Source organism: Mesorhizobium sp. B2-1-3A (genome assembly GCF_006442655.1).
Lineage (GTDB): Bacteria > Pseudomonadota > Alphaproteobacteria > Rhizobiales > Rhizobiaceae > Mesorhizobium.
The window spans coordinates 814,051-840,685 of sequence record NZ_VFWK01000004.1; the positions used below are offsets into that span (position 1 = coordinate 814,051).

The 26,635-nt window shown below is 62.6% G+C and carries 25 protein-coding genes; 9 read left to right on the forward strand and 16 right to left on the reverse strand.

What is annotated here, in order from left to right:
- Positions 1 to 62: 62 nt before the first annotated feature.
- The 4 genes from kdsA to FJ977_RS36690 all read right to left on the reverse strand — a co-directional run bounded on the left by kdsA (position 63) and on the right by FJ977_RS36690 (position 2,627).
- Positions 63 to 914, reverse strand: a complete 852-nt coding sequence (kdsA, locus tag FJ977_RS19825) for a 3-deoxy-8-phosphooctulonate synthase (protein WP_140773881.1) — start codon at positions 912 to 914, stop codon at positions 63 to 65.
- Positions 911 to 1,801: a VOC family protein gene (locus FJ977_RS19830; protein WP_140773882.1), complete on the reverse strand. Its 891-nt coding sequence runs from the start codon at positions 1,799 to 1,801 to the stop codon at positions 911 to 913. Before FJ977_RS19830 ends, kdsA begins: the two co-directional genes overlap by 4 nt.
- Before the next feature lie 230 nt (positions 1,802 to 2,031).
- The gene (locus tag FJ977_RS19835) at positions 2,032 to 2,322 is read right to left on the reverse strand and encodes a Dabb family protein (protein WP_140773883.1); all 291 of its coding nucleotides are present in this window, start codon (positions 2,320 to 2,322) and stop codon (positions 2,032 to 2,034) included.
- A 170-nt stretch (positions 2,323 to 2,492) separates the two neighbouring features.
- Positions 2,493 to 2,627 (reverse strand): hypothetical protein, encoded by a 135-nt coding sequence (locus FJ977_RS36690; protein WP_274534552.1) that lies wholly within the window; start codon positions 2,625 to 2,627, stop codon positions 2,493 to 2,495.
- 33 nt (positions 2,628 to 2,660) lie between these two features.
- Here FJ977_RS36690 and FJ977_RS19840 point away from each other — a divergent pair, with 33 nt between their 5' ends.
- The 3 genes from FJ977_RS19840 to FJ977_RS19850 all read left to right on the forward strand — a co-directional run bounded on the left by FJ977_RS19840 (position 2,661) and on the right by FJ977_RS19850 (position 4,715).
- A complete protein-coding gene (locus FJ977_RS19840) occupies positions 2,661 to 2,963 on the forward strand; it encodes a DUF1365 family protein (RefSeq protein ID WP_140773974.1) in 303 nt (100 codons plus the stop codon).
- Position 2,964: 1 nt separating this feature from the next.
- Positions 2,965 to 4,221: a cyclopropane-fatty-acyl-phospholipid synthase family protein gene (locus tag FJ977_RS19845; RefSeq protein WP_140773884.1), complete on the forward strand. Its 1,257-nt coding sequence runs from the start codon at positions 2,965 to 2,967 to the stop codon at positions 4,219 to 4,221.
- Between the two features lie 188 nt (positions 4,222 to 4,409).
- On the forward strand, positions 4,410 to 4,715 hold the full coding sequence (locus FJ977_RS19850) for a hypothetical protein (protein ID WP_140773885.1): 306 nt from the start codon (positions 4,410 to 4,412) through the stop codon (positions 4,713 to 4,715).
- A gap of 147 nt (positions 4,716 to 4,862) precedes the next feature.
- On the opposite strand, the gene FJ977_RS19855 is transcribed toward FJ977_RS19850, so the two are convergent.
- The gene (locus FJ977_RS19855; RefSeq protein WP_140773886.1) at positions 4,863 to 6,842 is read right to left on the reverse strand and encodes a bifunctional 2',3'-cyclic-nucleotide 2'-phosphodiesterase/3'-nucleotidase; all 1,980 of its coding nucleotides are present in this window, start codon (positions 6,840 to 6,842) and stop codon (positions 4,863 to 4,865) included.
- A 149-nt stretch (positions 6,843 to 6,991) separates the two neighbouring features.
- Positions 6,992 to 8,257, reverse strand: a complete 1,266-nt coding sequence (locus FJ977_RS19860; RefSeq protein ID WP_140773887.1) for an NAD(P)/FAD-dependent oxidoreductase — start codon at positions 8,255 to 8,257, stop codon at positions 6,992 to 6,994.
- Positions 8,258 to 8,421: 164 nt separating this feature from the next.
- On the opposite strand from FJ977_RS19860, the gene FJ977_RS19865 reads away from it, so the two are divergent.
- Entirely contained in the window at positions 8,422 to 9,078 is a 657-nt protein-coding gene (locus FJ977_RS19865; RefSeq protein ID WP_140773888.1) for a 5-formyltetrahydrofolate cyclo-ligase, read from the forward strand.
- A gap of 240 nt (positions 9,079 to 9,318) precedes the next feature.
- Here the strand turns inward: FJ977_RS19865 and FJ977_RS19870 are convergent, their stop codons facing one another.
- A complete protein-coding gene (locus tag FJ977_RS19870) occupies positions 9,319 to 9,792 on the reverse strand; it encodes an Lrp/AsnC family transcriptional regulator (protein ID WP_010909317.1) in 474 nt (157 codons plus the stop codon).
- Positions 9,793 to 9,949: 157 nt separating this feature from the next.
- Here FJ977_RS19870 and ald point away from each other — a divergent pair, with 157 nt between their 5' ends.
- A complete protein-coding gene (gene ald / locus FJ977_RS19875; protein WP_140773889.1) occupies positions 9,950 to 11,065 on the forward strand; it encodes an alanine dehydrogenase in 1,116 nt (371 codons plus the stop codon).
- A 209-nt stretch (positions 11,066 to 11,274) separates the two neighbouring features.
- Positions 11,275 to 12,549 carry an outer membrane beta-barrel protein gene (locus tag FJ977_RS19880; RefSeq protein ID WP_181179984.1) on the forward strand — a complete coding sequence of 425 codons (1,275 nt, stop codon included), beginning with the start codon at positions 11,275 to 11,277 and terminating at the stop codon, positions 12,547 to 12,549.
- Positions 12,550 to 12,779: 230 nt separating this feature from the next.
- On the opposite strand, the gene FJ977_RS19885 is transcribed toward FJ977_RS19880, so the two are convergent.
- From FJ977_RS19885 to FJ977_RS19910, 6 genes are all read right to left on the reverse strand, one after another.
- Positions 12,780 to 13,247, reverse strand: a complete 468-nt coding sequence (locus FJ977_RS19885) for a DUF1203 domain-containing protein (protein ID WP_140773976.1) — start codon at positions 13,245 to 13,247, stop codon at positions 12,780 to 12,782.
- A 180-nt stretch (positions 13,248 to 13,427) separates the two neighbouring features.
- Positions 13,428 to 13,985: an OmpA family protein gene (locus tag FJ977_RS19890; protein ID WP_140773890.1), complete on the reverse strand. Its 558-nt coding sequence runs from the start codon at positions 13,983 to 13,985 to the stop codon at positions 13,428 to 13,430.
- A 99-nt stretch (positions 13,986 to 14,084) separates the two neighbouring features.
- Positions 14,085 to 14,648 (reverse strand): GNAT family N-acetyltransferase, encoded by a 564-nt coding sequence (locus FJ977_RS19895; RefSeq protein ID WP_140773977.1) that lies wholly within the window; start codon positions 14,646 to 14,648, stop codon positions 14,085 to 14,087.
- Positions 14,649 to 14,653: 5 nt separating this feature from the next.
- Positions 14,654 to 15,535 carry a 3-mercaptopyruvate sulfurtransferase gene (sseA, locus tag FJ977_RS19900; RefSeq protein ID WP_140773891.1) on the reverse strand — a complete coding sequence of 294 codons (882 nt, stop codon included), beginning with the start codon at positions 15,533 to 15,535 and terminating at the stop codon, positions 14,654 to 14,656.
- A 40-nt stretch (positions 15,536 to 15,575) separates the two neighbouring features.
- Complete coding sequence (locus tag FJ977_RS19905) at positions 15,576 to 16,319, reverse strand: alanyl-tRNA editing protein (RefSeq protein WP_140773892.1); 744 nt, start codon at positions 16,317 to 16,319, stop codon at positions 15,576 to 15,578.
- The gene (locus FJ977_RS19910; RefSeq protein WP_140773893.1) at positions 16,319 to 17,353 is read right to left on the reverse strand and encodes a cysteine synthase A; all 1,035 of its coding nucleotides are present in this window, start codon (positions 17,351 to 17,353) and stop codon (positions 16,319 to 16,321) included. Before FJ977_RS19910 ends, FJ977_RS19905 begins: the two co-directional genes overlap by 1 nt.
- Before the next feature lie 227 nt (positions 17,354 to 17,580).
- Here FJ977_RS19910 and FJ977_RS19915 point away from each other — a divergent pair, with 227 nt between their 5' ends.
- Together FJ977_RS19915 and FJ977_RS19920 are read left to right on the forward strand one after the other, a co-directional pair.
- A complete protein-coding gene (locus tag FJ977_RS19915) occupies positions 17,581 to 18,402 on the forward strand; it encodes an SDR family oxidoreductase (protein WP_140773894.1) in 822 nt (273 codons plus the stop codon).
- 93 nt (positions 18,403 to 18,495) lie between these two features.
- On the forward strand, positions 18,496 to 19,470 hold the full coding sequence (locus FJ977_RS19920; RefSeq protein WP_140773895.1) for an alpha/beta fold hydrolase: 975 nt from the start codon (positions 18,496 to 18,498) through the stop codon (positions 19,468 to 19,470).
- A gap of 107 nt (positions 19,471 to 19,577) precedes the next feature.
- On the opposite strand, the gene FJ977_RS19925 is transcribed toward FJ977_RS19920, so the two are convergent.
- Positions 19,578 to 20,999 (reverse strand): DEAD/DEAH box helicase, encoded by a 1,422-nt coding sequence (locus FJ977_RS19925; protein ID WP_140773896.1) that lies wholly within the window; start codon positions 20,997 to 20,999, stop codon positions 19,578 to 19,580.
- A 412-nt stretch (positions 21,000 to 21,411) separates the two neighbouring features.
- Between FJ977_RS19925 and FJ977_RS19930 the strand changes: the two genes are divergently transcribed.
- Entirely contained in the window at positions 21,412 to 22,944 is a 1,533-nt protein-coding gene (locus FJ977_RS19930) for an acyl-CoA carboxylase subunit beta (RefSeq protein ID WP_056568004.1), read from the forward strand.
- 28 nt (positions 22,945 to 22,972) lie between these two features.
- Here the strand turns inward: FJ977_RS19930 and FJ977_RS19935 are convergent, their stop codons facing one another.
- Both FJ977_RS19935 and FJ977_RS19940 read right to left on the reverse strand, forming a co-directional pair.
- Entirely contained in the window at positions 22,973 to 24,973 is a 2,001-nt protein-coding gene (locus FJ977_RS19935) for a hypothetical protein (RefSeq protein WP_140773897.1), read from the reverse strand.
- Positions 24,970 to 26,508, reverse strand: a complete 1,539-nt coding sequence (locus tag FJ977_RS19940) for an NAD(P)H-hydrate dehydratase (protein ID WP_140773898.1) — start codon at positions 26,506 to 26,508, stop codon at positions 24,970 to 24,972. Before FJ977_RS19940 ends, FJ977_RS19935 begins: the two co-directional genes overlap by 4 nt.
- Positions 26,509 to 26,635: the final 127 nt, after the last annotated feature.

The following is a 26,635-nucleotide window of genomic DNA, read 5'->3' on the forward strand; positions in this document are numbered from 1 at the left end:
ATTTGCCGGCCAAGCGTACAACCGGCCCCTGTCCACCACAAGCGCCGGCAGGAAGCGCCCGCTCAGCGGCCCTTGGCTATCCGGTCGAAGGCCATCAGCCTTTCGAGAAGCGCCGGCATGTCCTTCAGCGGCACCATGTTCGGCCCGTCGGAAGAGGTCGAATTGTCGGGATCCTGATGGGTCTCGATGAAGACGCCGGCAACGCCGACGGCAACGGCCGCGCGAGCCAGGGTTTCGACAAAGCGACGCTCACCGCCAGACGAACCGCCCTGCCCGCCCGGCTGCTGGACCGAGTGCGTGGCATCGAAAATCACCGGAGCGCCGATTTCAGCCATGATCGGCAGGGCACGCATGTCGGATACCAGCGTGTTGTAGCCGAAGGACGCGCCGCGCTCGGTAGTCAGGACATTGGCGTTGCCGGAACCTGTGATCTTGGCGACCACGTTCTTCATGTCCCAAGGCGCGAGGAATTGCCCCTTCTTGACGTTGATGACCTTGCCGGTCCTTGCCGCGGCGACCAGCATGTCGGTCTGACGCGACAGGAAGGCAGGTATCTGCAGCACATCGACATGCGGAGCGACGATCGCGCACTGCTCCTCGGTGTGGACATCGGTCAGCACGGGAAGCGAAAACGCCTTGCGCAGCTCGTCGAAGACGGGAAGCGCGGCATCCATGCCGGCGCCGCGCGTCGCCGACAGCGAGGTGCGGTTGGCCTTGTCGTAACTTGTCTTGTAGACGAGGCCGATGCCGAGCCTGCCGGTCAGTTCCTTCAGCGCGCCGGCCATGTCGAAGGCATGCTGGCGCGATTCGAACTGACACGGGCCCGCGATCAGCGCCAAGGCCGCATTGTTGTCGAAGACGACATTGCCGACCGTTACCGACGAATTGGGCGTCGTCGAATTGGGCTTGCTCATTGGATCTCCCGGAAAATGAAAGCCGCGCCCTGTCCGGATGCGGGCTGCACGACAATGTCAGTGCCCGCTATATCGTGCTGGATGGCATTGGCTGCAAGCAGGCTCGATGTGGCATCGGCGCTGCGCACCGCGAAGACGATCGCGGCGAAGCGGAGCTTGGTGGGTGAACCGGCCGAAACCCCGAAGCGCGCGGCGAAAGACACGGGATCGAGCACGCTCAGCGTTGCATTTGGCAAATGAAACGCTGAGCCCTGCACGCCGGCAGCGGCATTCCCCATCGCCACGGAAATCAGCCGAGACTGTTCGGCTGGATGGTCGCTGATCGCCACCACTTCCACAATGCCTGTCGCGCCATTGGTGTGAACCTGCAAGGCCGCGCGGTCCACATCAGGCGCATTGATGCGCTGGCAGGCAAAAAGGAACGCATCGGTTGTGTCATTGGCCGAGGCGAAGGCCAGCTTGAATGACGCCACGTCGCTCTTGCCTGATGTATCGGTGAAAGCGCGTGAAAAGCTCAGTGTGCCTCCCGCCGACAGGCCGGCCTCGACATAGCGCACATGGTCGGCTTCGGCATTGTCGGTTCCCAGCACCACAGCGGAAAATCCCTCATCGCCGCGGCTTTCGCGGTAGAGACGGTCGCGCGCGACGAAGACATTGCCCTCGGCGGCGGCCTTGATCGCGGCCTGTTCGCTGCCAATCGCGAGCGGCTCCAGATAGGTGCCGTCGGCGAGGAAAACGCAGCAGTTTTCCGTTCCAAAGGGATGGATGCCGGTCGGGGCGACGACGAAGCCGAGCGAAGTGAGCCGGGCTCGCGCCACATCGAGGTTCTGCGTCGGCAGCACCAGATGATCGAGCGGATGAATGCCGGCTGCTGTTGTTCGGGTCATGCAGGCGCGATGTGCATCATTCCGCAAAACGGTTCAAGGTTCTTCTCATCCGCCGCAGCAGGATTTGACGCCGCGGCATCCCCCGCGCGGGAGATGCTCCGATCCGCGCCTTCGACGATTGTCCCGCCTTCGCGATTCACCTTCGAAGAGCGCGCCTTGGGCTATCTGATGGGGCGTCGACAACGGCACCTGCCGGAACAGGCGCTGGATCAGCTGCCACAGGCGCTTGATCAGCTGCCGGCCACGACATCGGCGGAATAGCGCAGTTCGCGCAAGGGTTTGACCTTGCTGGTGGTCTGCGCATAGAGCGGATGCGCCTTGTAAGCGGCCAGCGCCGCGTCATCGGCGAACTCAGCGTAGACGACGACATCGACTTCATCCGACAGCGGGTCGACCTTGGTGTTCAAAGTGACCTCGAAGAGGCTGGAATGAGGAATGTTGCCGAGCGCCAAAAGCCCGCTGCGCACTGCCTCCACATCCTCCTTGCGCCTGGCGCTGAAGAAAACGATATGCCGGATCAATTCCGCCTCCTCGATCTGAATGCAGGGGTCTTTAGTGACGGCGGTCCCCTCGCGTCAACCGTTCATGGCGCCACGCGTCCTTGCGACGCGCCCGCATGGTGCCGGACCTCATCTCGCGGTGACCAACGCCTGCGATCTTCGGAAGGGACGTCCAGGTCGGGAGGGGCTGTTCAGGCCTTGCCGGTGACGTAACGAACGATATGGGAGAGTTCCCTGACCGACATGTCGAGATACCGGCCCTGATTGTACAGGCCATCCCAGATCAGGAAGAAGGCGACGGCGGCAATGACGATTACGTAACGCATGGCTAAAGCTATCGCACAGGCGCGGCGGCGGTCATAGACGTTTTTGGGTTCGGGAAGCCGCAACTCGACGCAGGGCGCAGACACCAATCGCCACGTGGCACAGCCCAGCCAATGGCCTGCCTCTTGAAGTTCCCCCTCATGACGTGGAAGATTGTGACAGGCATTCGCTGGGAAGCGCTGAAGCTTTGGCTAACAGGCGCGCGCTTTCGTTCGAGCCCGCCTCGCGCCGAACCCATGAGCTACCGGGCCAGGCAAGGGTGTTCGAACCTGGCGAATGATCCAAGAGAATCGTGGCTCGGCAATTTGCGCCGGAACCACGGAAATCCAGGGGCGTGAAATGGCACATGGGGAACATCACGGCGCGGCGCTGAGCGAAGCGGTCAGGCTCGACGAGTTCAACTTCGCCGAGATCGTCAAGGGCCTGCCTGCCAAGGCGCGCATGGTGCTGTCGGCGGCGATGAACCTGCCGCGCGGTTCTCTCAAGGTCAGGATGCCGGACGGCCGCGCCGTTCTGGTTGGCGGCAAGGCGCCCGGCCCCGATGCCGAACTGGTGCTGAAGAACTGGCGCCTGCCAGGCCGCGCCTTTTCCGGCGGCACGATCGGCGTTGCCGAATCCTATATGGACGGCGATTGGGAAAGCCCTGACGTGACCAGTTTCCTGGAACTGTTCGTGGTCAACTCGGTGATCGGCGAACGCGTCGCCGGCGGCGCCAGCTGGCTCATCAACACCGTCCAGCGCATCCGCCACTGGTTCAACGAGAACACGCACACCGGTTCAAAGCGCAATATCTCGGCGCATTACGATCTCGGCAACGCCTTCTACAAGGAGTGGCTCGACCCGAGCATGACCTATTCCTCGGCGCTCTACGCCAACGGCGCCAATGATCTTGAAAGCGCCCAGGCCGCCAAATATCGGGCACTGGCCAGGGATACGGGTATCGGCGGAAGAGATCATGTGCTGGAAATCGGCTGCGGCTGGGGCGGCTTTGCCGAATTCGCGGCACGCGAAATCGGCTGCCGCGTTACGGGACTGACAATCAGCCGCGAACAGCACGACTTCGCCAAGGCACGCATGGCCAAGGCCGGGCTTGCCGACAAGGTCGACATCAAGCTGCAGGATTACCGCGACGAGACAGGAACTTACGACCGCATCGCGTCTATCGAGATGTTCGAGGCGGTCGGCGAGAAATACTGGCCGGTGTTCTTCTCGAAGATGAAAGCCTGCCTGAAGCCCGGCGGCACCGCGGGTCTGCAGATCATCACCATCAACGAAGCCGCTTACGACACCTATCGCGCCAGGCCGGATTTCATCCAGCGCTACGTATTTCCCGGCGGCATGCTGCCGACACCGTCGATCCTGAAGGCGCTCGGCAAGGATCATGGCCTTGCGCATCTGCGTGAGCGCGTTTTCCCCGACGACTATGCGCGCACGCTCGCCGAATGGCGGCATCGCTTCTGGGCGTCATGGGAGAAGATCGTGCCGCTCGGCTTCGACGATCGCTTCAAGAAGCTGTGGGAGTTCTACCTGCACTATTGCGAAGCCGGTTTCCGCGCCAGCTACATCGACGTGCGCCAGGTGGTCTACAAGGCCTAGGTCGATATGCCAGTGGGCCGGCCTTTGGTGAGCATCCCCGCATTGTCGAACTTACGAGGTTAGGCCAAAGCGCCAATCGCGGCGTCTTGATGCGACGTGATGAAACCGCGATCGCGCGTCGGCCGTTGTCAGCATCCGACGCCCCGCGCCAAGATTACGCCGAGCGCCTCTGACCATAGGAGGCTTCCATGAAGCGAACACTTACCGCCATTGCCATCCTGCTTGCCGCCGCATCCGCTGCCGATGCACGGCGCATAACCCCACCGACCGTCATGAACGATCCGCTGGGCGTCAGCATCAGCCCAACCATAAGGCCTGGTGCCGGCGATCTCATCGACAACACACCGACCTCGACCATCCACGAGGTGCATGCTCCGGCCGGGATGACGCCCTTGACCGTGCCCAGCGACCCGACTGGCACGTCGCTCGAGCCGACGCAGCCAGTCAGCCCGCAAGCCCCCGCGACGGCACTGCCGCTGACGCCCGAAAACTGAGGGCCGCGCTATGCGCACCAGCCGGGGCAACCCCTGGAAACAAGGCCAATTCCGGAACCGGTGAAAACGATCCGGAATTACCTTCAATCGAGGAGATGGAGCGGTTCGGCTTTTCCGTGAACCGCCGAACCGTTTCAGAGCACCGGATCAAAGCAGGATGCGGTATTTCGCAAAACCGGATTCGCCCTCGCCCGCCGGTTCGATGTTCAGCGACTTCACATCGGCGATGAAGTCCTTTGCCTTGACGCCTGTCTCGAACACGACGCTGGTTCCCGGCAGCGACGCGAACGACCAGTTGCCGTCGGCCGACGGGTTGATCGTGCCCTGGCTCACAATGTAGCGAACGATGACGTCGCGGTTGGTGTCTGGCGCCTCGTAGATGATCTTGGAGGCATTGATGTCAGGAAAATTGCCGCCGCCGCCGGCACGGTAGTTGTTGGTCGCGACGACGAATTTCTGATTGGGATCAATTGGTTTTCCGTCGAACATCAAGTCGACGATGCGATTGGCGCCGGCATTCGCCACGCCGCCCTTGGCATCATATTTCGGCGGCTGCGACAGATCGATCTTGTAGGAGACGCCATCGATGACGTCGAAATTGTAGGACGGGAAATCGGTGTTGATGAGCGTCTGGTCGGGCTTCCCTGCCTCGATCCTGTTGAAGATGCCGGCCGACATTTCCAGCCATTCCTTGACCTGGGCGCCGGTGATTTCGACGGCGCGCACGGTGTTGGGGTAGAGGTAGAGGTCGGCGACATTCTTGATGGCGATGTCACCGGCCGGCACGTCGGTGTAGTAGTCGGCGCCGTTGCGCCCGCCTGCCTTGAAGGGAGCGGCGGCCGACAGCAGCGGCACATCTTTCCACTGCGTGCTCTTGAGAATGTCCTTCAAGTACCAGGTCTGCGCCTGGCTGACGACCTGCACCGAGGGATCGTCGGCGACCAGCGCGAAATAGGAATAGAGCGGCGCGGAGGTCTTGCCGACCGGACGGCGCACATAGGCCAGGGTCGCCTGATGATCCTGCTCGAGGGCGGCGATGATGCGCTTGTCGTCGGGGACAGTCGGCTTGTTCTTGTTGTCGACGCGCTCGAAGATCGGCCGCGCCTCGGAGGTCGCGGACACGACCTTCCATTTCGATCCGTCACGCTCCAGCATCAGGTCGATCAGACCCATATGCGAGCCCCAGAAACCGCCCATCACGGCCGGCTTGCCCTGCAAGGTGCCTTTTTGCGTGTCGACGCCTTCGAGCGACTGGAAATCCTTCTTGCCGGGGAACACCAGATGCTGGTGACCGGTGAACACGGCATCGACGCCATCGACGCCGGCGACGAAGAAGGAGGCGTTCTCCATCATGTCGCCCTGCTTCACATCGATGCCGGAATGCGAGAGCGCGATGACGATGTCGGCGCCCTCTTCCTTCATCTGCGGCACCCAGGCCTTGGCCGCCTCGACGATGTCGCGCGTCTTGACGTTGCCTTCGAGATTCTTGAGGTCCCAGACCATGATCTGCGGCGGCACGAAACCGATAATGCCGATCCTGATCGGCTGTTCGGCGCCCGAACCGTCCTTGATCTTGTTGTCGAGGATCACATAGGGCTTGAGGTAGAGCTTGTCGTCACGCGGGTTTGCGGCAAGCTCGGTGCCGCGGATCAGATTGGCGCAGACGAAGGGAAAATTGGCGCCGGCCAGCACCTTGTCCAGGAAGGACAGGCCGTAATTGAACTCGTGGTTGCCGAGCGTCGAGCATTCGTAGCCGAGCAGGTTCATGCCTTTCATGATCGGATGCAGGTCGCCGTCCTTGAGGCCTTTCTCGTAGGCGATATAGTCGCCCATCGGGTTGCCCTGCAGCAGGTCGCCATTGTCGATCAGCATCGAGTTGACGGCTTCCTTGCGCACCGCGTCGATCAGGGACGCAGTGCGCGACAGGCCCATCGTGTCGTTGGCTTTGTCGGCGTAATAATCATAGGGCAGCACGTTCACATGGATGTCGGTGGTTTCCATGATCCGAAGATGTGCCTGGTTAGCTTGAGCGCGGGCGGAGAAGGGATGAAGCACGATCAGCGCCCCTGAGGCTGCGGCGCCGGCGAGAAAACCGCGGCGGGAGACGGGGTGGAGCAGTTGCGACATGTTTTCTCCTATTCGACTAGCTGACGCCCTGCCCTAGAGCGGAACTTCGCGCCGAAATAGGCTCGAGTCCACTCAAGAAGTCGCGCGCATGCGGACATCAGTCCATCAGCTGGAGATGACGCGCGGATGAATGGAACAGTGAAGGAAAGTCAGGTCTTGTCGTCGTCGCCCTGGGTGATCAGCCGGGCGCTGCGCTGGCCTGTGACGTAGATCCATAGCCAGCTCAGGGAAACCGCAAGCCGGTTGCGAAAACCGATCAGGAAATAGATGTGCGCAATGCCCCACAGCCACCAAGCGAGCCAGCCCGTGAGCTTGATCCAGCCGAAATCGATCGCGGCCGCGCGTTTGCCGATCGTCGCCAGATCGCCGGCGTGCTTGTAGTGGAAAGGACGTGCCGTCGTATCGCCGCCAAGTCTGGCCTTGATGGTAGCCGCGACATGTCGGCCCTCCTGCTTGGCGGACGGCGCCACGCCAGGTACCGGCCGTCCATCTGGCTTCAGCACAAGGGCGGCATCGCCAATGACAAAAATTTCCGGGCTGCCGGGCACGCTGAGGTCAGGCTCGACGAGCACCCTGCCCGCGCGGTCCGCCTTCGCGCCCAACCATTCGGCGGCGGGTGAGGCGGCAACGCCGGCCGCCCACAGGATCGTCCGGGCTGCCAATTGCTTGTCGCCAAACACAACACCCTCGGCGTCGCAGCGCGTGACGGCACGGCCGAGCTCAACCGTCACGCCAAGACGTTCCAACGCCTTGCTGGCGTAACCGGAGAGTTTCGGCGCGAAATTGGCAAGGATGCGGTCGCCGGCCTCGATCAGCACCACGCGCGTTTGCCGCGTATCGATATTGCGGAATTCGCCACGCAGCGTCTCGTGCGCCAGTTCGGCGATGGTCCCGGCCAGTTCCACGCCGGTCGGTCCCCCACCGACGATGGCAATCGTCAGCAGCGCCTGGAGCTTGGCGGGATCGGTTTCGCGCTCGGCCTGCTCGAAGGCCAGGAGAATGCGCCGCCGAATGGTGGTGGCGTCCTCCAGCGTCTTCAAACCCGGCGCAAAAGGCTCCCATTCGTCATGGCCGAAATAGGCATGTCGCGCGCCGGTGGCCAGCACCAGCGTGTCGTAGGCGACCGCGCTGCCGTCATCAAGCAGCACGCGTCTGCCGGCACGGTCGACGCCAGTGACATTGGCCAGCAGCGTCGTCACGTCCTTGCGCTTGCGCAGAAGATGGCGGATCGGCCACGCAACCTCGGAGGTTGCCAGCGCGGTCGTGGCAACCTGGTAGAGCAGCGGTTGAAAAAGATGATGGTTGCGTTTGTCGATCATGGTGATGCGCACCGGTGCGCCGGCAAGCGCACGGGTGAATTCGAGGCCGCCGAAACCCGCGCCGACAACGACGACATGGTGGCTGGGTCCGGTCATCTCGTTCACCCCTGACGGCAAGATCGCCTGCGCTAGATGTAGGTATTTTTGTGCATTGCAGCAACAGAAGGGCGGTGCCCGGGACTCGTCGTCCAATGTCGTGAATACACAAGATGTATCGTGTCGCGAGGTATAGTGTCATCGAACACGCGATGAGGTGACGCATGGCTAACGATCATGACGACCAGGGTCCGGCGCAATATGCCTCGCCGCCCTGCTTCATGCATGAACTCGATCCGGCATTCCAGGCGCCGCTGTCCGACTGGACCGATGTGAGACGTTGGCGCAAGGCCGAGCGCGAACGGCTGATTGCAGCGCGGCTCGCAGTTTCGGCCGACGCGCGAACGGCAATGTCTCAGCGCATCGCCGAAGGGCTCGACGCGATCATCGGCGATATCGCCGGCCGCATGGTCAGCCTCTATTGGCCGTTTCGCGGCGAACCGGACCTGCGGCCGTGGATGGCGGCGATCAATGAACGAGGCGGCCGCACAGCACTGCCCATCGTCGTGGAGAAAGCGCAACCGCTGATCTTCCGCGCCTACAAACCGGGCGACCGGCTGGAAAAAGGCGTCTGGAACATCCCGATCCCGGCCGAGGGCGATCCGGTCCTGCCGGACATCGTCATCTCGCCGATCGTCGGCATCGATCCGGCAAACTATCGACTGGGCTATGGCGGCGGCTTCTTCGACCGCACGCTGGCCGCCATGCCGTTCAAGCCGCTGGTCATCGGCGTCGGCTACGAACTGCAGCGCATCGCGACCATCTATCCGCAGCCGCACGACATTCCGATGGATCGGATTGTCTCGGAAGCAAGGAGCTAGGCCGAGGCTCCCGATTTCGTCATCCCCGGGCGAAGCAGCCGCGTAGCGGCGTCGCGGAGACCCTGGGATCCATTCCGTGACCTCCATCGAGGGTGCAGCAGAGCAGAATTCTGCACCGTAGTAACGCTCCGGAATCCCGGCATGGATCCCTTGGGCTGCGGAGCAGTTCCAGGGGTCTGCGCCGCGTCGCTTCGCTCCTTGCTCCGCCCGCGGATGACGAAGCGGCCAGCCGTTTCGAGTTCAAGCCATTTCCGGCTTCATGCCCATGGCGGTGCGGTCGACGATTTCACGCAAGGCAAAGGACGAGTTGATCTTGGTGACATGCGGCATGGCCGACAGCCATTCCTTGTGGATGCGCTCATAGTCGACAAGGTCCTTTGCCGCGATGCGCAGGATGTAATCGTATTCGCCCGACATCAGGTGGCAGGACAGCACGTTGGGGCAACGCTTGATCGCCGCCTCGAAATCCGACAGCGTCTTCTCGAACTGGCCCGATAGCGATATATGCACGATCGCCGTCATCTGATGACCGAGTGCCGCATTGGAAAGCCGGGCGTGGTAGCCGCGAATTGTGCCGGATTTTTCCAGATTGTCGAGCCGGCGCGAACAGGCCGACTGCGACAGGCCAACCTTCTCGGCGAGCGCCGCATTGGGTATCCTGCCATCCTTCTGCAATGTCTCGAGAATGGCGATATCGATCCTGTCGAGCGGCATTTTTCGTGAATCCTGCGAACATCTGGCCATTTTTCGCAACAATTATCGAAACCTGCCTGTCCGCGCAAGCGCATTCGCAAACACTTGCGCGCCGATTCGTGGTTCACTCAGGCGATACAGGGAGTGAGCCCAAAAGGGCCCGGATCAGGAGAAGACAATGCGCGTCGGCTGCCCCAAGGAAATCAAGAACCACGAATACCGTGTCGGCCTCACGCCCGGCTCGGTCCGCGAATATGTGGCGCACGGCCACGAAGTGCTGGTCGAGGCCGGTGCCGGTGCCGGCATTGGCGCCGATGACAACGCCTATCGCGCCGCCGGCGCCACCATCGCCAAGACCGCCGCCGACGTGTTCGCCAAGTCGGACATGATCGTCAAGGTCAAGGAGCCGCAGCCCAATGAGTGGGCGCAGCTGCGCGACGGCCAGATCCTGTACACCTATCTGCACCTGGCTCCGGATCCGGAGCAGACCAAGGGCCTGCTCGCTTCGGGCGTGACCGCGATCGCCTACGAAACCGTGACCGATGATCGTGGCGGCCTGCCGCTGCTGGCGCCGATGTCGGAAGTCGCCGGCCGCCTGTCGATCCAGGCCGGCGCCACGGCGCTGCAGAAGGCCAATGGCGGCCGTGGCGTGCTGCTCGGCGGCGTGCCCGGCGTGCTTCCCGGCAAGGTCACCGTGCTCGGCGGCGGCGTCGTCGGCCTGCATGCCGCCCGCATGGCTGCGGGTCTTGGCGCCGACGTCACCATCATCGACCGCTCGATCCCGCGCCTGCGCCAGCTCGACGACCTTTTCGCCGGCCGTGTGCACACCCGCTACTCCACCGTCGAGGCGCTCGAGGAAGAATGCTTCTCAGCCGACATCGTCGTCGGCGCCGTGCTGATCCCGGGTGCCGCGGCACCCAAGCTGGTCACCCGCGAAATGCTGTCCGGCATGAAGAAGGGCTCCGTGCTGGTCGACGTCGCCATCGACCAGGGTGGCTGCTTCGAAACCTCGCATGCGACGACTCACGCCGAGCCGACCTACGAGGTCGATGGCGTTATCCACTATTGCGTCGCCAACATGCCAGGTGCCGTGCCGGTCACCTCGGCCCATGCCCTCAACAACGCGACTCTGCACTACGGCCTGCAGCTCGCCGACAAGGGCCTGAAGGCGCTGGTCGACGACCATCATTTGCGCAACGGCCTCAACGTCCACAAGGGCAAGATCACCAACCGGGCGGTCGCTGAGGCGCTCGGCTACGAACTGGCTGAGCCGAAAGCCGTTCTGGCCGCGTAATACACCCAGAAAAAGTCAACTTACGATTGTTGCCCGCCGGTTCTCTCCGGCGGGCTTTTTGCTGCCTATCTTGGCCGACAGCCTGGTTACCCGACAGATCGCTGTCAGCTGCAGAGGCAGGTTGCTCGAAACTGTTGCATTTTTGTCATACCCAAATTGACCGACTCCCTGTTAGGAACAGCTCGGGTTTATTATTAGGGGTACGGGCTATGCTTACTCGCGTTTCCGCGAAATCTTTTCTCCTCGGTGCTGTTTCTGTCGTGGCTTTGATGTCCGCGGCCCATGCGGCAGACGTCGTACAGCCGGTCGAGGCAAGCGGTTTCAACTGGAGCGGTGCTTATATCGGCATCGGCGGCGGCTTTGGCGCGACCGTGCACAAGGTCAGCGCTCCGGATACAAGCTTCAACGGCATCGGTGGGAACGGCGTGTTCGGCGAACTGACCGCCGGCTATGATTACATGGTCAACGAGCGTTTCCTGCTCGGCGGTTTCATCGATGCCAACTACGGCAATATCGGCCCTTCGCTGAGCGTTCCGGGTGCCGATATCGACCTCACGAATTCCTACGGCTTCGACGTCGGCCTGCGCGCCGGCTATCTCCTCAATCCGAGCACGCTCGGCTATGTGCTCGGCGGCTATAGCTGGCAGCATTTCAAGCTGGACGGGTCTGGAGACGCCGATGGGCTCGAATTCACCGAGAACCGCGGCGGCTATGTTCTTGGCGTCGGTATGGAAACCGTGCTGCGCGGCAACTGGACGCTCAAGACCGAATATCGTTATGCCGACTACGGCGACAAGTCGGTTCTTGATCTCGGCGGCGCTTCGCTGAATGTTGAGCCATCAACGCACACATTCCATGTTGCTGCCAACTATCGCTTTGGCGCTCAGAATGGCAGCGGCGCTTCTTTCGCAGCTCCGGCCTACAACTGGACCGGCTTCTATGTTGGTGGCGCACTTGGCGCCGGCACAATGGTGCATGATCTGACGCTCGGCGGCGCACTTGAGCTGAACGGCATCGGGGGCGAAGGTGTCTTCGGTGAAGGCAGCGTTGGCTACGACCATGATTTCGGCACCTGGGTCGCCGGTGTCCAGCTTGACGGTCGCTACTCAGGCATCCGGACCAAGCTCGATATTTTCGGCGGATCGATCAAGGGTGACGCCGACTATGGATTCGATGCGCTCGCCCGAGTCGGCGCCAAGGTCAACGAGTCGACGCTTGCCTATGTGATCGGCGGCTATAGCTGGCAGCACTTCAATCTGCATGCATCCGCACCTGGCGGCCCCAGCGGCGATATCTACGACTGGGGTTCCAGTGGCTTCTCGGTTGGCGGTGGTCTTGAAACGGCCGTTTCCAACAATATGACCGTTGGCCTCGAATACCGCTATTCGCAGTATGCGAAGGAAGATTTCGGCTCCGACGGCATCTTGGAAGATACCCCTTCGTTCCAGACCGTGCGTCTGGGCTTGAAGTACAAGTTCAACTAAAAGGCCCTCCAGGCAATAGTTGCAGCCCGTCGGCCCAGCCGGCGGGCTTTTTTCTTTGCGTTGAAGACTTTCGTGCTGAACGGCAACAAAAAAGCGGAGCCAAAGCCCCGCTTCCTCGATATCGAGATTGCCGCCGGTTCATCCGCGGTCGGCCAATCGATCGACAATCGCTTTTTATCGTATCTATGCGACGGGAGTACGACAGAATTCCTGGCGACAATTCTCGCGGCTCAGGCCCGTTCGATGCGACACTGATAGCAATTGTTGCGCGCCGAACGAACGTGGACATAGGCGATATCATCGCGCTCGAACAAGGCTTTGGCCCGGGCGGCTATCGCGTTGGTTGGGATGACGCCGCCGCTGCCGTAGACGATACGGTCGTCCCTGCCATAGCCGCGCACGATATAGTCCGGACTTTCGAGGATTTCAGGTAGCGCATCTGTCTCGGCCGCGCTCTCGCATTCTTCGGCATGCAGGAAGATCGGGCCGGTCTCGGCATAGGGTTGAAGATCCGGGAATGGACGGAAAGCCAGGACAAGATAGGCGTCGCCGGCTGCGATATTCTTGAGACAGTGCCGGCAAGGCATGCCATCGCCGTCGGAGATGTTCCGCTCTGGCGTGTGGCCGTAAGCATCGGGTCCACCGCGCTGCAGGGCTCTGACATGTTCGGTGGGTAGCGCCTTGAACTGAATGGTCATCATGGAGATCTCCGGCTCGTCGACCGGAAATTATCGGCTCTGGCCGATGCGTCCCACCCGATTCTTGCCAAGGATCGAGGGGACCGATCCGATGTCGGCGATCGATCCCCTCATACCAAGCAGCGTGATCGCACCCGATCTATGAAATAAGCCGGCCAGATAAAGCAGCGAAACCCCGAATCAGCGGATGAAATCGTCGAAGCGCCGCAGAGTCACCCTGCGATTCTGCCAGTTTTCGTTCTGCGTTGGCACGAGCAGGAACTCCTCGCCATAGCCGACGGTTTCCAGGGCATAGCCCGGTACGCCGAATTCACGCACCAGCGTGCGCTTCAGCGAGGCGGCGCGCTGCTCGGACAGGATCTGGTTCGACTGAAAGGATCCGACCGCATCGGTATGCCCCTCGATCAGCACGCGCGCACCGGGATCGCGGCGCAGGATGCGCCGAAGCGCATTGGCGATGGTCTCGATCTTGTCGTATTGCGAACTGGAAATGGCCGCCGAGCCGAAGGCGAAATTGATCGACTGGATGTCGATCGAGCGCGCCATGCGGCGCAGATCCGGCCGGCGCTTGAATTCGCGAATGGTGACGCGCTCGTTCGGCCGCAGCTTCACCCGGGGCGCCGCCTCGAGCTTGCGCTCGATCGTCGCGGCGGAAGGCGTCGTCGCTTGCGCGGCGGCAAGGCTCGGCATGGCAATCGCAGCGATCAGCGCAGCGGCCAGTGTACGGCGTGTCAGCATATCTTTTCTCCTTCGGCCTCTGCCGCATTGATGATGCGGGCAACATGCCAAAGGCAGGCTGAAGCGCCGATGAACGAAAGGTTCAGATTCCCGCTGGTGTCACGGCCGCATGACGCTGGCCGAACGCTCGGCGAAAGGCAACGGGTGCACGACCTCCTTCTTCTGCGCGACCGGCCTGAAACCGAGCTTCTGGTAAAGTGGGAGTGCCGCCGGATGGTCAAGCGTACAGGTCTGCACCGTCACCCGTTTTGGCCCATATGACCACGCGGCCGCAATCGCCGAACCCAGGAACCAGCGGCCGAGGCCCTGCCCGGTGGCATGTTCCATCATGCCGAAATAGGCAAGTTCGACTTCCTCCGGCAGATGCGGCTTGATGTCGAAGAAACCTGCCGGCGCGCCGTCGAGATAAAGCACCCTGATATCGCGATCCTCACGGTGGATGCCGGCCGAAAGTTCATCGTCATTCAGCCTGAGAACATTCACCCAGTGCCATTTGCGCCCCACCCGGTCCATCAGGTAGCGATAGAAATGCAAGGGAATGTCCCTGGTCTTCAAAAGCGCGACCTGGCGGTTGTAGGGCACTGGCGGCGAGACGGCAGGAGGGGCATGCATTTCGAGAAAAGTCACCGTGACTTCAATGTCCTGCAGCACGCCGTTTTCCATCGCGTTCATTCCTTGCCAGTTTTCGCTGGGCCGGTCGTCGCGGGGCCAGTTGCCACAGGCGTGTCGGAGAGCCCGCCCCACTCGGTCCATGAGCCGTCATAGAGCCTGTTGTCGGTGTGGCCAAGCGTCTCCAGGGCAAGCGTAATCACCGCCGCGGTGACGCCGGAGCCGCAAGATGTGACGATGGGCTTCGACAGGTCAATGCCGGCGTCCTCGATCACCTTGCGCAAACGGTCCTTCGACAGCAGCGAACCACTCTCCGACAGTGCGGAATACGGCACATTGCGCGCGCCCGGCATATGGCCTGAACGGATACCGGCACGGGGTTCGGGCTCGGCACCGGTGAAGCGGCCTGGTCCACGGGCATCGGCAATCTGGCTGGCGCCGGTCTCGACGATCCGGCGCATGTCGGCGAGGCTGGCGACGCGACCTGCGTCGAAATCGGCGTGGAACACACTCGGCGCGATCCTAGTCGGCTCGGCCGTGACCGGCCGCCCGGCCGCTTTCCAACCGTCGAAGCCGCCGTCGAGAACGTAGACCTGGAAAACACCCATGATGCGGAACATCCACCATGCCCGGGGTGCCGAGAAGAACCCCGGACCGTCATAAATGACGATGGTGTCGTCGGCCGAGACGCCCATCGCTCCGACATATTGCGCGAAATGCCGAGGCGACGGCAGCGTATGCGGCAAGGTAGCATCAGGATCCGAAACCACATCCTGGTCCAGGAAGCGGGCGCCGGGGATGTGGGCTGATTGATACTCGGCACGCGCGTCGCGCTTCTGCGCCGGCAAATACCAGGATGCGTCCACGATTGTCAGGCCGGGCTCGCCCAGGCGCCCCTGCAGCCAGTCCGCGTCGACGATAAAAGGACTGTCTTCGGCCATTTTGGTTCTCTCTATCCCGGGTAAGGTAAAGGGTTGTGTGTCAGGCGGCCGGCATCGGGCCGAAGCGGATGCGGAAGCGTCTGTTCTCACGGCCTTTCTTCTCGATCTTGCCTATGTGGATTTCGCCGATTTCGCCGGTGCTTTTCACATGCGTGCCGCCGCAGGGCTGGCTGTCGACCGTGCCATTCTCACCGATGCAGACCAGGCGGATCCTGCCGGTACCGACCGGCGGCCGGACGTTCTTGGACTTCACCAGGCCGGGGTTCGCGGCGAGTTCCTCGTCGCTGATCAGCCTGGTGAAAATCGGATGATCGGCTCGCACCAGATCCATCAGGCTCGCGGTCACCTCTTCCTTGCTGAAACTGGCGTCCGGAATGTCGAAATCGACACGGCTGTCGTCCTCGGAAACCGCTGCACCCGTGATCGGGAACGGGCAAACGACTGTGAGCAGGTGACAGGCCGCGTGCATGCGCATCAACAGGTGCCGGCGTTCCCAGTCGATGGCGAGTTTGACCTTCTCGCCAGCCGCCAGGATGGCCTGCTCGGGCGCCGGCACATGGATGATCTCGTCCTTGGTCTCACCCGTGATGGTGGCGGCAATGGCGATGCGGCTGCCGTCGGCGCGTTCGAGATAACCGGTGTCGCCCGGCTGTCCACCCGAGGTGGCGTAGAAGATCGTCCGGTCGAGAATGATGCCGCCACGATCATTGACGGCAACAACCGTCGCATCCGCCGTGCGCAGGTAGGCATCGTCGCGAAACAGCGCTACCGTTTTGTGCGCCATCACGAGACCTTTTCGAACGGCACCGAAATCTTGCTCTGCAGTTCCATCCAGCCTGGCACGGGAAGGTTCTTCTCGCGCAGGAATTCCGGGTTGAACAGCTTCGATTGATAGCGTGTGCCGTAGTCGCAAAGAATGGTCACGATGGTATGGCCGGGGCCCAATTCCCGGGCCAGCCTGATCGCGCCGGCAATGTTGATGCCGGTCGAGCCGCCGACGCAAAGACCTTCTTCCTGAATGAGATCGAAGACGATCGGCAATGCGTCCTCGTCCCTGATCTGGAAAGAGAAGTCCGGCGTGAACCCTTCGAGATTGGCGGTGATGCGCCCCTGCCCGATACCTTCGGTGATCGAGCTGCCCTCCGACTTCAATTCGCCGCTGGTGTAGAAACTGTAGAGCGCGGCCCCCAGTGGATCAGCGAGCGCGATCTTCACATCCTTGCTCTTGGCCTTCAGCCCGAAGGCAACGCCGGCAAGCGTTCCACCGGATCCCACCGCCGAGACGAAACCATCGACCTTGCCGCCGGTCTGGCTCCAGATTTCCTCCGCCGTGGTCCGGATATGGCCGTCACGGTTGGCGACATTGTCGAACTGGTTGGCCCATATGGCGCCGTTCGGCTCGCTCCTGGCCATCTGCTCGGCCAGCCGCCCTGACAGTTTCACATAATTGTTGGGGTTCCTGTAGGGCACGGCCGGCACCTCGATCAGCTCGGCGCCGAGTAACCGGATCGTATCCTTCTTTTCCTGGCTCTGCGTGTCCGGGATGACGATGACGGTGCGATACCCCAGCGCCTTGGCGACCAGCGTCAGGCCGATGCCGGTATTGCCGGCCGTCCCCTCGACGATGACACCGCCCGGCTTCAACAAGCCGCGCTGTTCGGCGTCACGAATGATGAACAGGCCGGCGCGATCCTTGACCGATTGGCCCGGATTCATGAACTCGGCCTTGCCCAGGATCTCGCAGCCGGTTTCTTCAGAAGCCTTGTTGAGGCGGATCAGAGGCGTGTTGCCGATCGCGTCGATCACAGAACGGGGCATTCAGGATTCCTTGTGTGCGTGCGCCGAAACCCTAGAAACCCGACGCTGCGGTTTCAAGGCAAGAATTCGCCTGGTCCAGTCGCATTTCCAGCATTGCGTTGCATTGGCGTTCCCGAGGCCGGGCTCGGTATCGCACAGTTCATTTGCACCCGACGTCGAGAAGCACTCTTTTCATTCGATTTCCTGACCGCTAGAGCAAAGCACCAACAAACTCGGCAGGGCGCAGCATGACACTCTATCGGGCCGATCCGAAACACGGCGTCGCCTGGGTCACGGGCGGCAGCAGCGGCATTGGCCGCTCGCTGGCCAGGGATCTGGCGTCCCAGGGCTACGCGGTGGCGGTAACCGCACTGGACGACGATCCGATCGATACGCTCATTGTCGAGACCGCGCAGATGCCCGGCAGCGTCACCGCTTTTCCCTGCGACGTGACCGACGAACCGCGCATGGCAAGAACGGTCTCCGCGATCGAGAACGAGCTCGGCCCGATCGTGCTCGCCGTCTTCAATGCCGGAAACTACATCTCCACGCCCGGAGAGGCTCTCGTCGTCAAGGACTTTCGCAAGTCCTTCGAGGTCAATTATTTCGGCATCATCAACGGGCTGGTGCCGGTCGTGGAGCATATGCGCGTGCGATCACGCGGCCATGTCGTGCTGGTGGGATCGGTCACCGCCTATTTCGGCTGGCCAACCACCGCCGCCTATGGCGGCACCAAGGCGGCGATCAACATCCTGGCAGAGTCACTGAAGTACGACTTCGACAAGATGAACATCCGCGTCCAGGTTATAAACCCCGGTTTTGTCGACACGCCGCTGACTGAAAAGAACATGCTGCCGATGCCAGGCCTGATGCCGGTCAGCCGAGCGACGCGCCGCATGGTGAAGGCAATCAAATCCGGTGGCTTCGAAGTCACCTTTCCGTACCGCACCAGCTGGCCGCTGAAATTTCTTGCCCTGTTGCCCCGACCTGTGTGCCGATGGGTGATCAGCTTGACGACCAGCTGGAAGGCGCGGCCGCTGCATTACGAGCGCAAACCGCCGAACAAATAGGATGCCCACAGGATTGGTGGTTTGGCCGCCTAGGCGGCCGTTGCCTGTTCATGGCCACCGCCATAGGCTTGTTGTTGTTGCGTGGAGTCTGCAATGGGGCGACGGATCGTGCTTGCTGTGCTGGGTCTGATCGTCGTCCTTGCACTTGCCATTGTCCTTGGTCCACGCGTTCCCGTCGACACCACGATCCGCTTCGATCCTTCCGCCATCGGCGACGATCCGCAGGCCTATGTGGCGAAGGTGGAAGCCGCCGTGCCCGGTATCCGTGACGGGCTGGAGAAGGAGATCGTCTGGGCCAACCCGATGGTGCATGCCAAGACGCCGCTGTCGATCGTCTATATCCACGGTTTTTCCGCTTCCAAAGGTGAAGTCCGCCCCCTGCCCGACGAGGTCGCGGACCAGCTCGACGCCAACCTCTTCTACACCCGCCTCACCGGTCACGGGCAGGATGGCGCGGCAATGGCGCAGGGCAGCGTCAATGCCTGGATCAACGACTATGAGGAGGCGCTCGCCATCGGCCGGGCGATCGGCGACAGGGTTATCGTCATCTCGACCTCGACCGGCGGCTCGCTGGCGGTGTGGGCGGCAACACAGCCCGGCGCGTCGGATGGCGTGGCGGCCATTGCATTCATCTCGCCCAATTTCGGCGTGAAGGCGTCAGGCGCCGAGGTCCTGACCATGCCATGGGGCAAGCAGATCGCCGAACTCGTCATCGGCAGGGAACGCAGTTTCGTGCCGCGCAACGCGCTGCATGAGAAATTCTGGACCACCAAATATCCGGTTGCCGCGACATTGCCGATGCAGGCGCTGACCGAACTCGCCTATGGAGCGCCGGTGGAGAAGGCTGATATCCCTGCTTTGTTCATCTTCTCGGATTCGGACAAAGTGGTGCGGCCTGACCGCACCCGCGAAATCGCCGCGCGCTGGGGTGGCGCGCATGAGCTCGTCCCCGTCGAAAGCACTGGTGACCCCGACAATCATGTCATTGCCGGCGATGCGCTGTCGCCATCGACCACGGCTTTTCTGGCGCAACGGATTGCCGTCTGGGCCGAGGCGGTCGCGAAGTAAGGTAGAGACGAAAAAGGGCGGCTGAAGCATCGCTTCAACCGCCCTCTTCTCTATCAGTCAGGCAACCAGCCAAGCGCCAAGGCTTGGCCGACCGCCGCGAGGCTTAGTCAGGCAGCGCGCGCCGCCGGACGCTTGCCACCGAAGCGGCGCTTGTTGTTGCCCTTGAAGGGCTTGGCGCCTTCGGGCTTGCGCTCACCGGCGAAAGCCGGCTTGTCGCCGAAACGCTTCTTGCCGAAGCCGCTGCCCTTGTTCTCGCCGCCCGGACGCCTGCCGTCGCGACGGCCATTGCGGTCGTTGCGGTCATTGGCGGGCTCGAAGCGCTCGTTCTTTTCCGCCGGATTGCGCTGCGGATCGGGGCTGCCGAGATGGTCGGCAACGATCGGCAGCTTGGTGCGGATGATGCGCTCGACCTGGCGCAGCTTGCTGTTTTCCGAAGGATCGCAAAGCGTGATCGCGATGCCATCCATGCCGTTGCGGCCGGTGCGGCCGATGCGGTGGACGTAGCTTTCAGCCTCGTCCGGCAGGTCGAAATTCACGACATGGCTGATGCCGGGCACGTCGATGCCACGCGCGGCGATGTCTGTCGCGACCAGAATGCGCACCGATCCGTCACGGAAATCGTTAAGCGCCTTCTGACGGGCGTTCTGCGACTTGTTGCCGTGGATGACGGCGGCCTTGAAGCCGTCGCGCTCGAGGTCCTTGGTCACCCGGTCGGCGCCATGCTTGGTGCGCGAAAAGATGATGACGGACTTCATCGCCTCGTCGGCGAGCATCGTCGACAGAACCTGGCGCTTCTGCTTGGTGCGGGCGAAGACGACGCCCTGCACGATCTCGGCGGCCGCGGTGCTCTGCGGCGAGACTTCGATGCGCACGGGGTTCTTCAGCAGGCCCTTGGCCAGTTCGGCGATCTCGTCCGGCATGGTGGCCGAAAACAGCGCCGTCTGGCGGTCAGGCGCGGTCGCCTTGGCGATGCGCTTGACGTCGTTGATGAAGCCCATGTCGAGCATGCGGTCGCCCTCGTCCAGCACCAGCCATTTGGTGTCGGAGAGGATGAGGTCGCCCTCGCGCACAAGGTCGGTCAAGCGGCCGGGCGTGGCGATGAGGATGTCGACGCCGGGAGCAACCTTCTTCACCTGGCTGAAGCGCGAGACGCCGCCCAGCACCAGTGCGGTCGAGACATGCTGGCCCTTTGCGAGGATCTTGATGGTATCCTCGATCTGCACCGCGAGTTCGCGAGTCGGCGCCAGGATGAGCGCGCGGGTCGTCTTGGCGCGCCGCTTGGTACCGAGCGCGATGATCTTCGACAGGATCGGCAGCGCAAAGGCCGCGGTCTTGCCGGAGCCCGTCTGCGCGATGCCGAAAATGTCACGGCCTTCCAGCTGCGGCGGGATGGCCTGCACCTGGATCGGCTTCGGTTCGGCGAAGCCGGCATTGTGGGTGGCCTTGAGCAGCGCACCGGTAATTCCCAGCGCAGCGAAACCGGTGAGTTCCGCAGTGACGTTGCCGGGCAATGTGTTTTCGTTGGTCAAAATAATCTTCTTTCACGCGGCTTCTTGGCCGCAAACGTCGATGGCGGCAGGGCGCAACCTGCCGTCGAAAAATTGGATATGAAACGACAAGGCGGGCGGACGGTATCGTCCACTCGGCTGCGCTGTCGTGCCCGCAGGCATCATGCCACGGGGCTTTTTCACCACTTTATGATGTACCGGAAAGAGGGCCGATATACCGGAAAGAGGGAAAACAGACGCAACCAGTCTCATTTGTCGAGAAGGCCGGAATCTCCCGGCCCAAGCGCCTATGGGCTGCATATGGCTGAGTTCGCCCCGGAATGCAAGGGGCGCCATGTTGCAGCGCAGCAAAAACCGGCTAAAGCCGACGCTTGCGCTCCCCGGCGGGCATCATTACCACAAACGCAGCTTTTCCGTTTCTGGGGACCAGGTGATGAAGGATGTGCTGAAGGAACTCGAGCGCCGGCGCGAGATCGCCCGCATGGGCGGTGGCCAGGCCCGCATCGACGCCCAGCACAAGAAGGGCAAGCTGACCGCACGCGAACGCATCGAGGTGTTTCTCGACGAGGGTTCGTTCGAGGAGTTCGACATGTATGTCGAGCATCGCTCGACCGATTTCGGCATGGAAAAGACCAAGATCGCCGGCGACGGCGTCGTCACCGGCTGGGGCACGGTCAACGGCCGCCCGGTCTACCTCTTCGCCAAGGATTTCACCGTGTTCGGCGGCTCGCTGTCGGAGGCGCACGCCGAAAAGGTCATCAAGGTGCAGGAGATGGCGCTGCGCAACCGCGCGCCGATCATCGGGCTCTACGATGCCGGCGGCGCGCGCATCCAGGAAGGTGTGGCCGCGCTCGGCGGCTATGCCGAGATTTTTCAGCGCAATGTGCTGGCCTCCGGCGTCATTCCGCAGATTTCCGTGATCATGGGCCCGTGCGCCGGCGGCGACGTCTATTCGCCTGCGATGACCGACTTCATCTTCATGGTGCGCGACACCTCCTACATGTTCGTCACCGGGCCGGATGTGGTGAAGACCGTCACTAACGAAACGGTGACGGCGGAAAGCCTTGGCGGCGCCTCGGTCCACACGACGAAATCCTCGATCGCCGACGGCGCCTATGACAATGATGTCGAGGCGCTGCTGCAGATGCGCCGGCTGGTCGATCTCCTGCCTGCTTCGAACACGTCGGAGATTCCCGAGATCGAATGTTACCAGTCGGTGACCGACCACGACCTGTCGCTTGACCGCCTGATCCCCGACAACGCCAACAAGCCCTACGACATCAAGGAACTGATCCTGAAGGTCGCCGACGAGGGCGACTTCTTCGAGATCCAGCAGAATTTCGCCAAGAACATCGTCACCGGTTTCGGCCGCGTTGAGGGCCGCACGGTCGGCTTCGTCGCCAACCAGCCAATGGTGCTGGCCGGCGTGCTCGATTCCGACGCCAGCCGCAAGGCGGCGCGCTTCGTGCGCTTCTGCGATTGTTTTTCGATCCCGATTGTCACCTTCGTCGACGTTCCAGGCTTCCTGCCGGGTACCGCGCAGGAGTATGGCGGGCTGATCAAGCACGGCGCCAAGCTGCTCTTCGCCTATGCCGAGGCGACCGTGCCGAAGATCACCGTCATCACCCGAAAGGCCTATGGCGGCGCCTATGACGTGATGGCCTCAAAACATCTGCGTGGCGACATGAATTATGCCTGGCCGACGGCGCAGATCGCTGTCATGGGCGCCAGGGGCGCGGTGGAAATCATCTACCGCAAGGACATTGGCGACGCTGAAAAGATCGCAGCCCATACAAAGACTTACGAGGATCGCTTCCTGTCGCCCTTCGTCGCCGCAGAGCGCGGTTATGTCGACGAGGTGATCATGCCGCACTCGACCCGCCGCCGTATCGCCCGGGCGCTGCGGATGCTGCGCAACAAGGACATGCAGAACCCCTGGAAGAAGCACGACAACATCCCGCTCTGAAGCGTCTATCAGAGTAGCTGTCGAACACTCACTCCTCCTCCGCCGCGCCGAATCCCGCCCCCATCGTGGCGCTGGTAGCGCTTGCCCAGGGCGTCGCATGGTTGTCGATGCGCATCTGGAAGATGAAATAGGTCGGCGAGCAGAAGCCTATGCCTTTGACCTTGGCGGCGCCCGGCGTGTCCGGCGGCAGCGATTGGCACATATAGTCCTCGCGGCAGAAATGATCGGCCGAGCAGGCCGGCCGGTTGCCGCGATTGACCGCGCCGCCGAGGCACTGGTCGAAATTGTTGGTCGCCACGCAGGTGTCGAATTTCTTGCCGCCGACCAACCCGCAGATCTCGTTCGGCATTGGCTTGCCCTTCTTGAAGGCGGCAAAGCCGCGGTCCTTGTCGTCGCAGGCGCGGTAGGCGATGCCGGCCGGCACGCCGATCTTCGGCGGTCGGCAGGTATAGGCGGTGCGCGAAATCCCCGGCGCGAAGGCGGCGAACTGACCGGTGATTTTGTAGCGATCGTTGAAAGGCTGCGATTGGTTGCTGGCAATCGACCCGGTCAGGCAGGGATGGCCGGAGAACATCTTTTCGCTCTCCCTGGGCAGCAGACACTGCGCCAGCGTGGTGCGCACGCCAGATGCGGTCGCCAGCGGCGTGCAGACCGTGCCGCCACCGCATGCCCAAGTCGCGCCGAAACGCTTGGCATCGTCCGGCATCAGGCACGGCATCGCCATTTCGGCCGGTGCGTAGTCGACGTCGCCGGTATCAGCCCAGGTGGCTGGCGGCGCGAAGGACAGCGGCCGATAACGGTTCGGCTCCTTGCCTTCCTGCGTTACGCGCAGCCAGGCTTGGCGCCTGGGAATCTCGGCATGGAGATGCGGCGAGATGCCGACCTCGATGCGGTTGAGCGGCGACGTCGACTTGTCGTCGAGGCCGATGAAATGGAAGCCGGCCGTGGAACCTGCCTGGTGGCAGCCCTGGCAGGCGCCATTGTCCAGTCGCTCGACCAGCGCCTCCGGCGTGCGCACCAGCTTCATCGAGGAATAATCGAGCGATACGAATTCCTTGGGTTGGAATATTTGCGTAAACGGATGGTTGGCCTGCCGCGCGCTGCCGAAGGTCGACCACGAGATGACCTTTTTGGCCAGGAATTCGTCCGGGATTTCGTAGACGCCGAGATCGACCGCCGCGACATTGGCGCTGACATAATCGGCAAGCTCTTTCTTCAGCGCCGCATCTTGCGATAGCCGCGCGGTATCAGGTGTGTTCTCCAGCGGCTTCTCGCTGATCGCAGCCCCATCGATGCCGAAGATCCGCATGAGATAGGCTGCCTGCCCGCCGAATTCGGTCTCCTGGCCGGAGGTAAAGCGCACGATCTGCGCATTGAGTTCGAGCTGCTTGAAAGTGAGCCCGGCCCGCTCCAGCGGCCCGCCGACAAGCCAGCCAGCGTCGATGCTCTCATCCAGTTGCGGCGTCCAGCGTCCGGCAACGCCAACACAGCCGCCATCGGCATCCGGTGCAGCACTGTAGACCGCGTTGAAATTGAACGGCAGCCGCGAGGCCAGGACCTTGCCGCCCTTCTTGAAGCTGTAGGCGAGGCGATAGATGAAACGCACTTCGCCACAGCTCTTGTCGCCTTCCAGGGCAGCGAAATCACGCCGGTCGAGCCGGTTGACGACGCCGACCAGACGGAAGCGTGCCGCCTCCGTCTTCAGCCAACGCATGTCCATGATGCGGCCGACATTGCCATCGGTTACCTCGTAAAGCGTGCGCCCACCGGCCTTCATCTCGGCCCGCAATGTGGCAATGTCTGATGCCACCGTATCGACGATCGCATGATAGGCGGGTGCTTCGTCATAGAGCGCCTTCAGGTCGTCCGCTCCATCGACGGCGAAAATGCCGGCGAAGCCAAAGCCCTTGGCATCGAGGGTGGCGAGAACCGCCGGATCATCGACGATGGTCACCGGCTGCTCGGCGCGCGCGCCATGCGAAGTGAGCAGCGCGACGAAGGCCGCAACGGTGAGCGCGAAACGCTTCATCCGTTAGGCACCTTGCGCCGTGCCTCGACCAGTTCGCGCAAAACCGGCACCAGCGCCAGCGGCAGATCCTCGGCAATCAGCCCCGGTCCAAACCGGCTGCCGGCCTCGGCATGGATCCACACCGCCGCGCAGGCTGCTTCGAACGCCGGCATGGCTTGCGCCATCAGGCCGGCTGATATGCCCGACAGCACGTCGCCCGACCCGGCGGTGGCAAGCCATGCCGCGCCGTTGGAATTGATCGCCGCCCGGCCATCGGGCGCGGCGATCACCGTGTCGGCGCCCTTGTAGACGATAATGGCATTGGCACGTGCGGCCGCCGCACGCGCCTTGTCCAGCTTGGATGAGGCGTCATCACCGGCTATGTCGGGAAACAGCCTGGCAAACTCCCCTTCGTGCGGTGTCATCACCATGGCCGGCGCATTCGGCCCGCGCGCCGCTTCGAACAAGACGTCCTGCGCCTCACGAAACGAGGTGATCGCGTCGGCATCGAACACAAGTCCGTCGACCTGTGCGGAAGAATTCCGTGGCTGGCCGGCAGCGAGCAGCGCGAGCCCAAAGGTCCGCGTTTTTTCGCCGACACCAAAGCCGGGTCCAAGCACGAAGGCCGAAGGCCGGCGTTCGCCGGCAAATTCCTCGATGTCCGCGACATCGTCGGTCTTGCGCAGCATGATCGACGTCAGATGGGCGGCATTGACCTGCATGGCGTTGCCCGGCGACAGCACGGTCACCGCCCCTGCCCCGCTTCGGGCCGCGGCAAGCGCCGACAACCGCGCCGCGCCGGTGGCGCTCGGCCCGCCGGAAAAGACACCGACATGGCCGCGTTTGTATTTGTGCGCGTCGACAGCCGGCACCGGGAAATCGCGCAGCCAGCGCGCCGGGCTGTTCTCGAACGCCCGGGACCGGAGCCGTGCAATGATGTCGTCGCCGATGCCTATATCGGCAAGCACGATCGCACCGCATTGCTCGCGGCCCGGCAGCAGCAGATGGCCGGGTTTCTTGCGCGCAAAGGTCACGGTGACGGCCGCGGTGAATGCGACGCTCAAAACCCTGCCGCTGTCGCCGGAAACGCCCGAAGGCAGATCGACCGCGATAACCGGCAAACGTCGGTCGGTGGCGATATCGACCGCCCTGGCGGCATCGCCCGACAGCGGCTTGGACAGCCCTGCCCCATAAAGCGCGTCGACCACGATCGAGCCGGGCTCGGCTTCAAAGCCGGACAGCTGCCGAGGCGCGATCGGGCATTCCGCGGCGGCGAGCGCCGCATCGCTTTCCGGCCTCGGCGCTTCGGACACCCAGATCGTCGTGGCGACGCCGCTGTCGGCCAGGATGCGGGCGACGACATAACCGTCGCCGCCATTGTTGCCCGGCCCGCAAAGCACATGGACATGGGTCGCCACGGGATAGCGGGTGAAAACCTCGGCCGCGACCGCTTCACCGGCGCGCCGCATCAAGCCGATGCCGGCGACTGGACCGGCGGCAATCGCCAGCCGGTCCGCCTCGCCCATTTCGACGGAAGTGAGAAGTTCATCGCTCATGGATTGCCGATCCGCATTCGATCAAGCATTGTCCAGTTTTCGATCCGAAGCAAACCAAGAGGAGTTGGCGCGACTGCGGCCATAGTGTTCGGATGGGAGGCATTGCAGACGGTAAATGCCTTCTATT

Excerpts from the sequence above, each read along its gene's own strand:
- kdsA (WP_140773881.1), bottom strand. The coding sequence starts at position 914 with ATGAGCAAGCCCAATTCGACGACGCCCAATTCGTCGGTAACGGTCGGC.
- FJ977_RS19830 (WP_140773882.1), bottom strand. The coding sequence starts at position 1,801 with ATGACCCGAACAACAGCAGCCGGCATTCATCCGCTCGATCATCTGGTG.
- FJ977_RS36690 (WP_274534552.1), bottom strand. The coding sequence starts at position 2,627 with ATGCGTTACGTAATCGTCATTGCCGCCGTCGCCTTCTTCCTGATCTGG.
- FJ977_RS19845 (WP_140773884.1), top strand. The coding sequence starts at position 2,965 with ATGGCACATGGGGAACATCACGGCGCGGCGCTGAGCGAAGCGGTCAGG.
- FJ977_RS19850 (WP_140773885.1), top strand. The coding sequence starts at position 4,410 with ATGAAGCGAACACTTACCGCCATTGCCATCCTGCTTGCCGCCGCATCC.
- FJ977_RS19855 (WP_140773886.1), bottom strand. The coding sequence starts at position 6,842 with ATGTCGCAACTGCTCCACCCCGTCTCCCGCCGCGGTTTTCTCGCCGGC.
- FJ977_RS19860 (WP_140773887.1), bottom strand. The coding sequence starts at position 8,257 with ATGACCGGACCCAGCCACCATGTCGTCGTTGTCGGCGCGGGTTTCGGC.
- FJ977_RS19865 (WP_140773888.1), top strand. The coding sequence starts at position 8,422 with ATGGCTAACGATCATGACGACCAGGGTCCGGCGCAATATGCCTCGCCG.
- FJ977_RS19870 (WP_010909317.1), bottom strand. The coding sequence starts at position 9,792 with ATGCCGCTCGACAGGATCGATATCGCCATTCTCGAGACATTGCAGAAG.
- ald (WP_140773889.1), top strand. The coding sequence starts at position 9,950 with ATGCGCGTCGGCTGCCCCAAGGAAATCAAGAACCACGAATACCGTGTC.
- FJ977_RS19880 (WP_181179984.1), top strand. The coding sequence starts at position 11,275 with ATGCTTACTCGCGTTTCCGCGAAATCTTTTCTCCTCGGTGCTGTTTCT.
- FJ977_RS19885 (WP_140773976.1), bottom strand. The coding sequence starts at position 13,247 with ATGACCATTCAGTTCAAGGCGCTACCCACCGAACATGTCAGAGCCCTG.
- FJ977_RS19890 (WP_140773890.1), bottom strand. The coding sequence starts at position 13,985 with ATGCTGACACGCCGTACACTGGCCGCTGCGCTGATCGCTGCGATTGCC.
- FJ977_RS19895 (WP_140773977.1), bottom strand. The coding sequence starts at position 14,648 with ATGGAAAACGGCGTGCTGCAGGACATTGAAGTCACGGTGACTTTTCTC.
- sseA (WP_140773891.1), bottom strand. The coding sequence starts at position 15,535 with ATGGCCGAAGACAGTCCTTTTATCGTCGACGCGGACTGGCTGCAGGGG.
- FJ977_RS19905 (WP_140773892.1), bottom strand. The coding sequence starts at position 16,319 with ATGGCGCACAAAACGGTAGCGCTGTTTCGCGACGATGCCTACCTGCGC.
- FJ977_RS19910 (WP_140773893.1), bottom strand. The coding sequence starts at position 17,353 with ATGCCCCGTTCTGTGATCGACGCGATCGGCAACACGCCTCTGATCCGC.
- FJ977_RS19915 (WP_140773894.1), top strand. The coding sequence starts at position 17,581 with ATGACACTCTATCGGGCCGATCCGAAACACGGCGTCGCCTGGGTCACG.
- FJ977_RS19920 (WP_140773895.1), top strand. The coding sequence starts at position 18,496 with ATGGGGCGACGGATCGTGCTTGCTGTGCTGGGTCTGATCGTCGTCCTT.
- FJ977_RS19930 (WP_056568004.1), top strand. The coding sequence starts at position 21,412 with ATGAAGGATGTGCTGAAGGAACTCGAGCGCCGGCGCGAGATCGCCCGC.
- FJ977_RS19935 (WP_140773897.1), bottom strand. The coding sequence starts at position 24,973 with ATGAAGCGTTTCGCGCTCACCGTTGCGGCCTTCGTCGCGCTGCTCACT.
- FJ977_RS19940 (WP_140773898.1), bottom strand. The coding sequence starts at position 26,508 with ATGAGCGATGAACTTCTCACTTCCGTCGAAATGGGCGAGGCGGACCGG.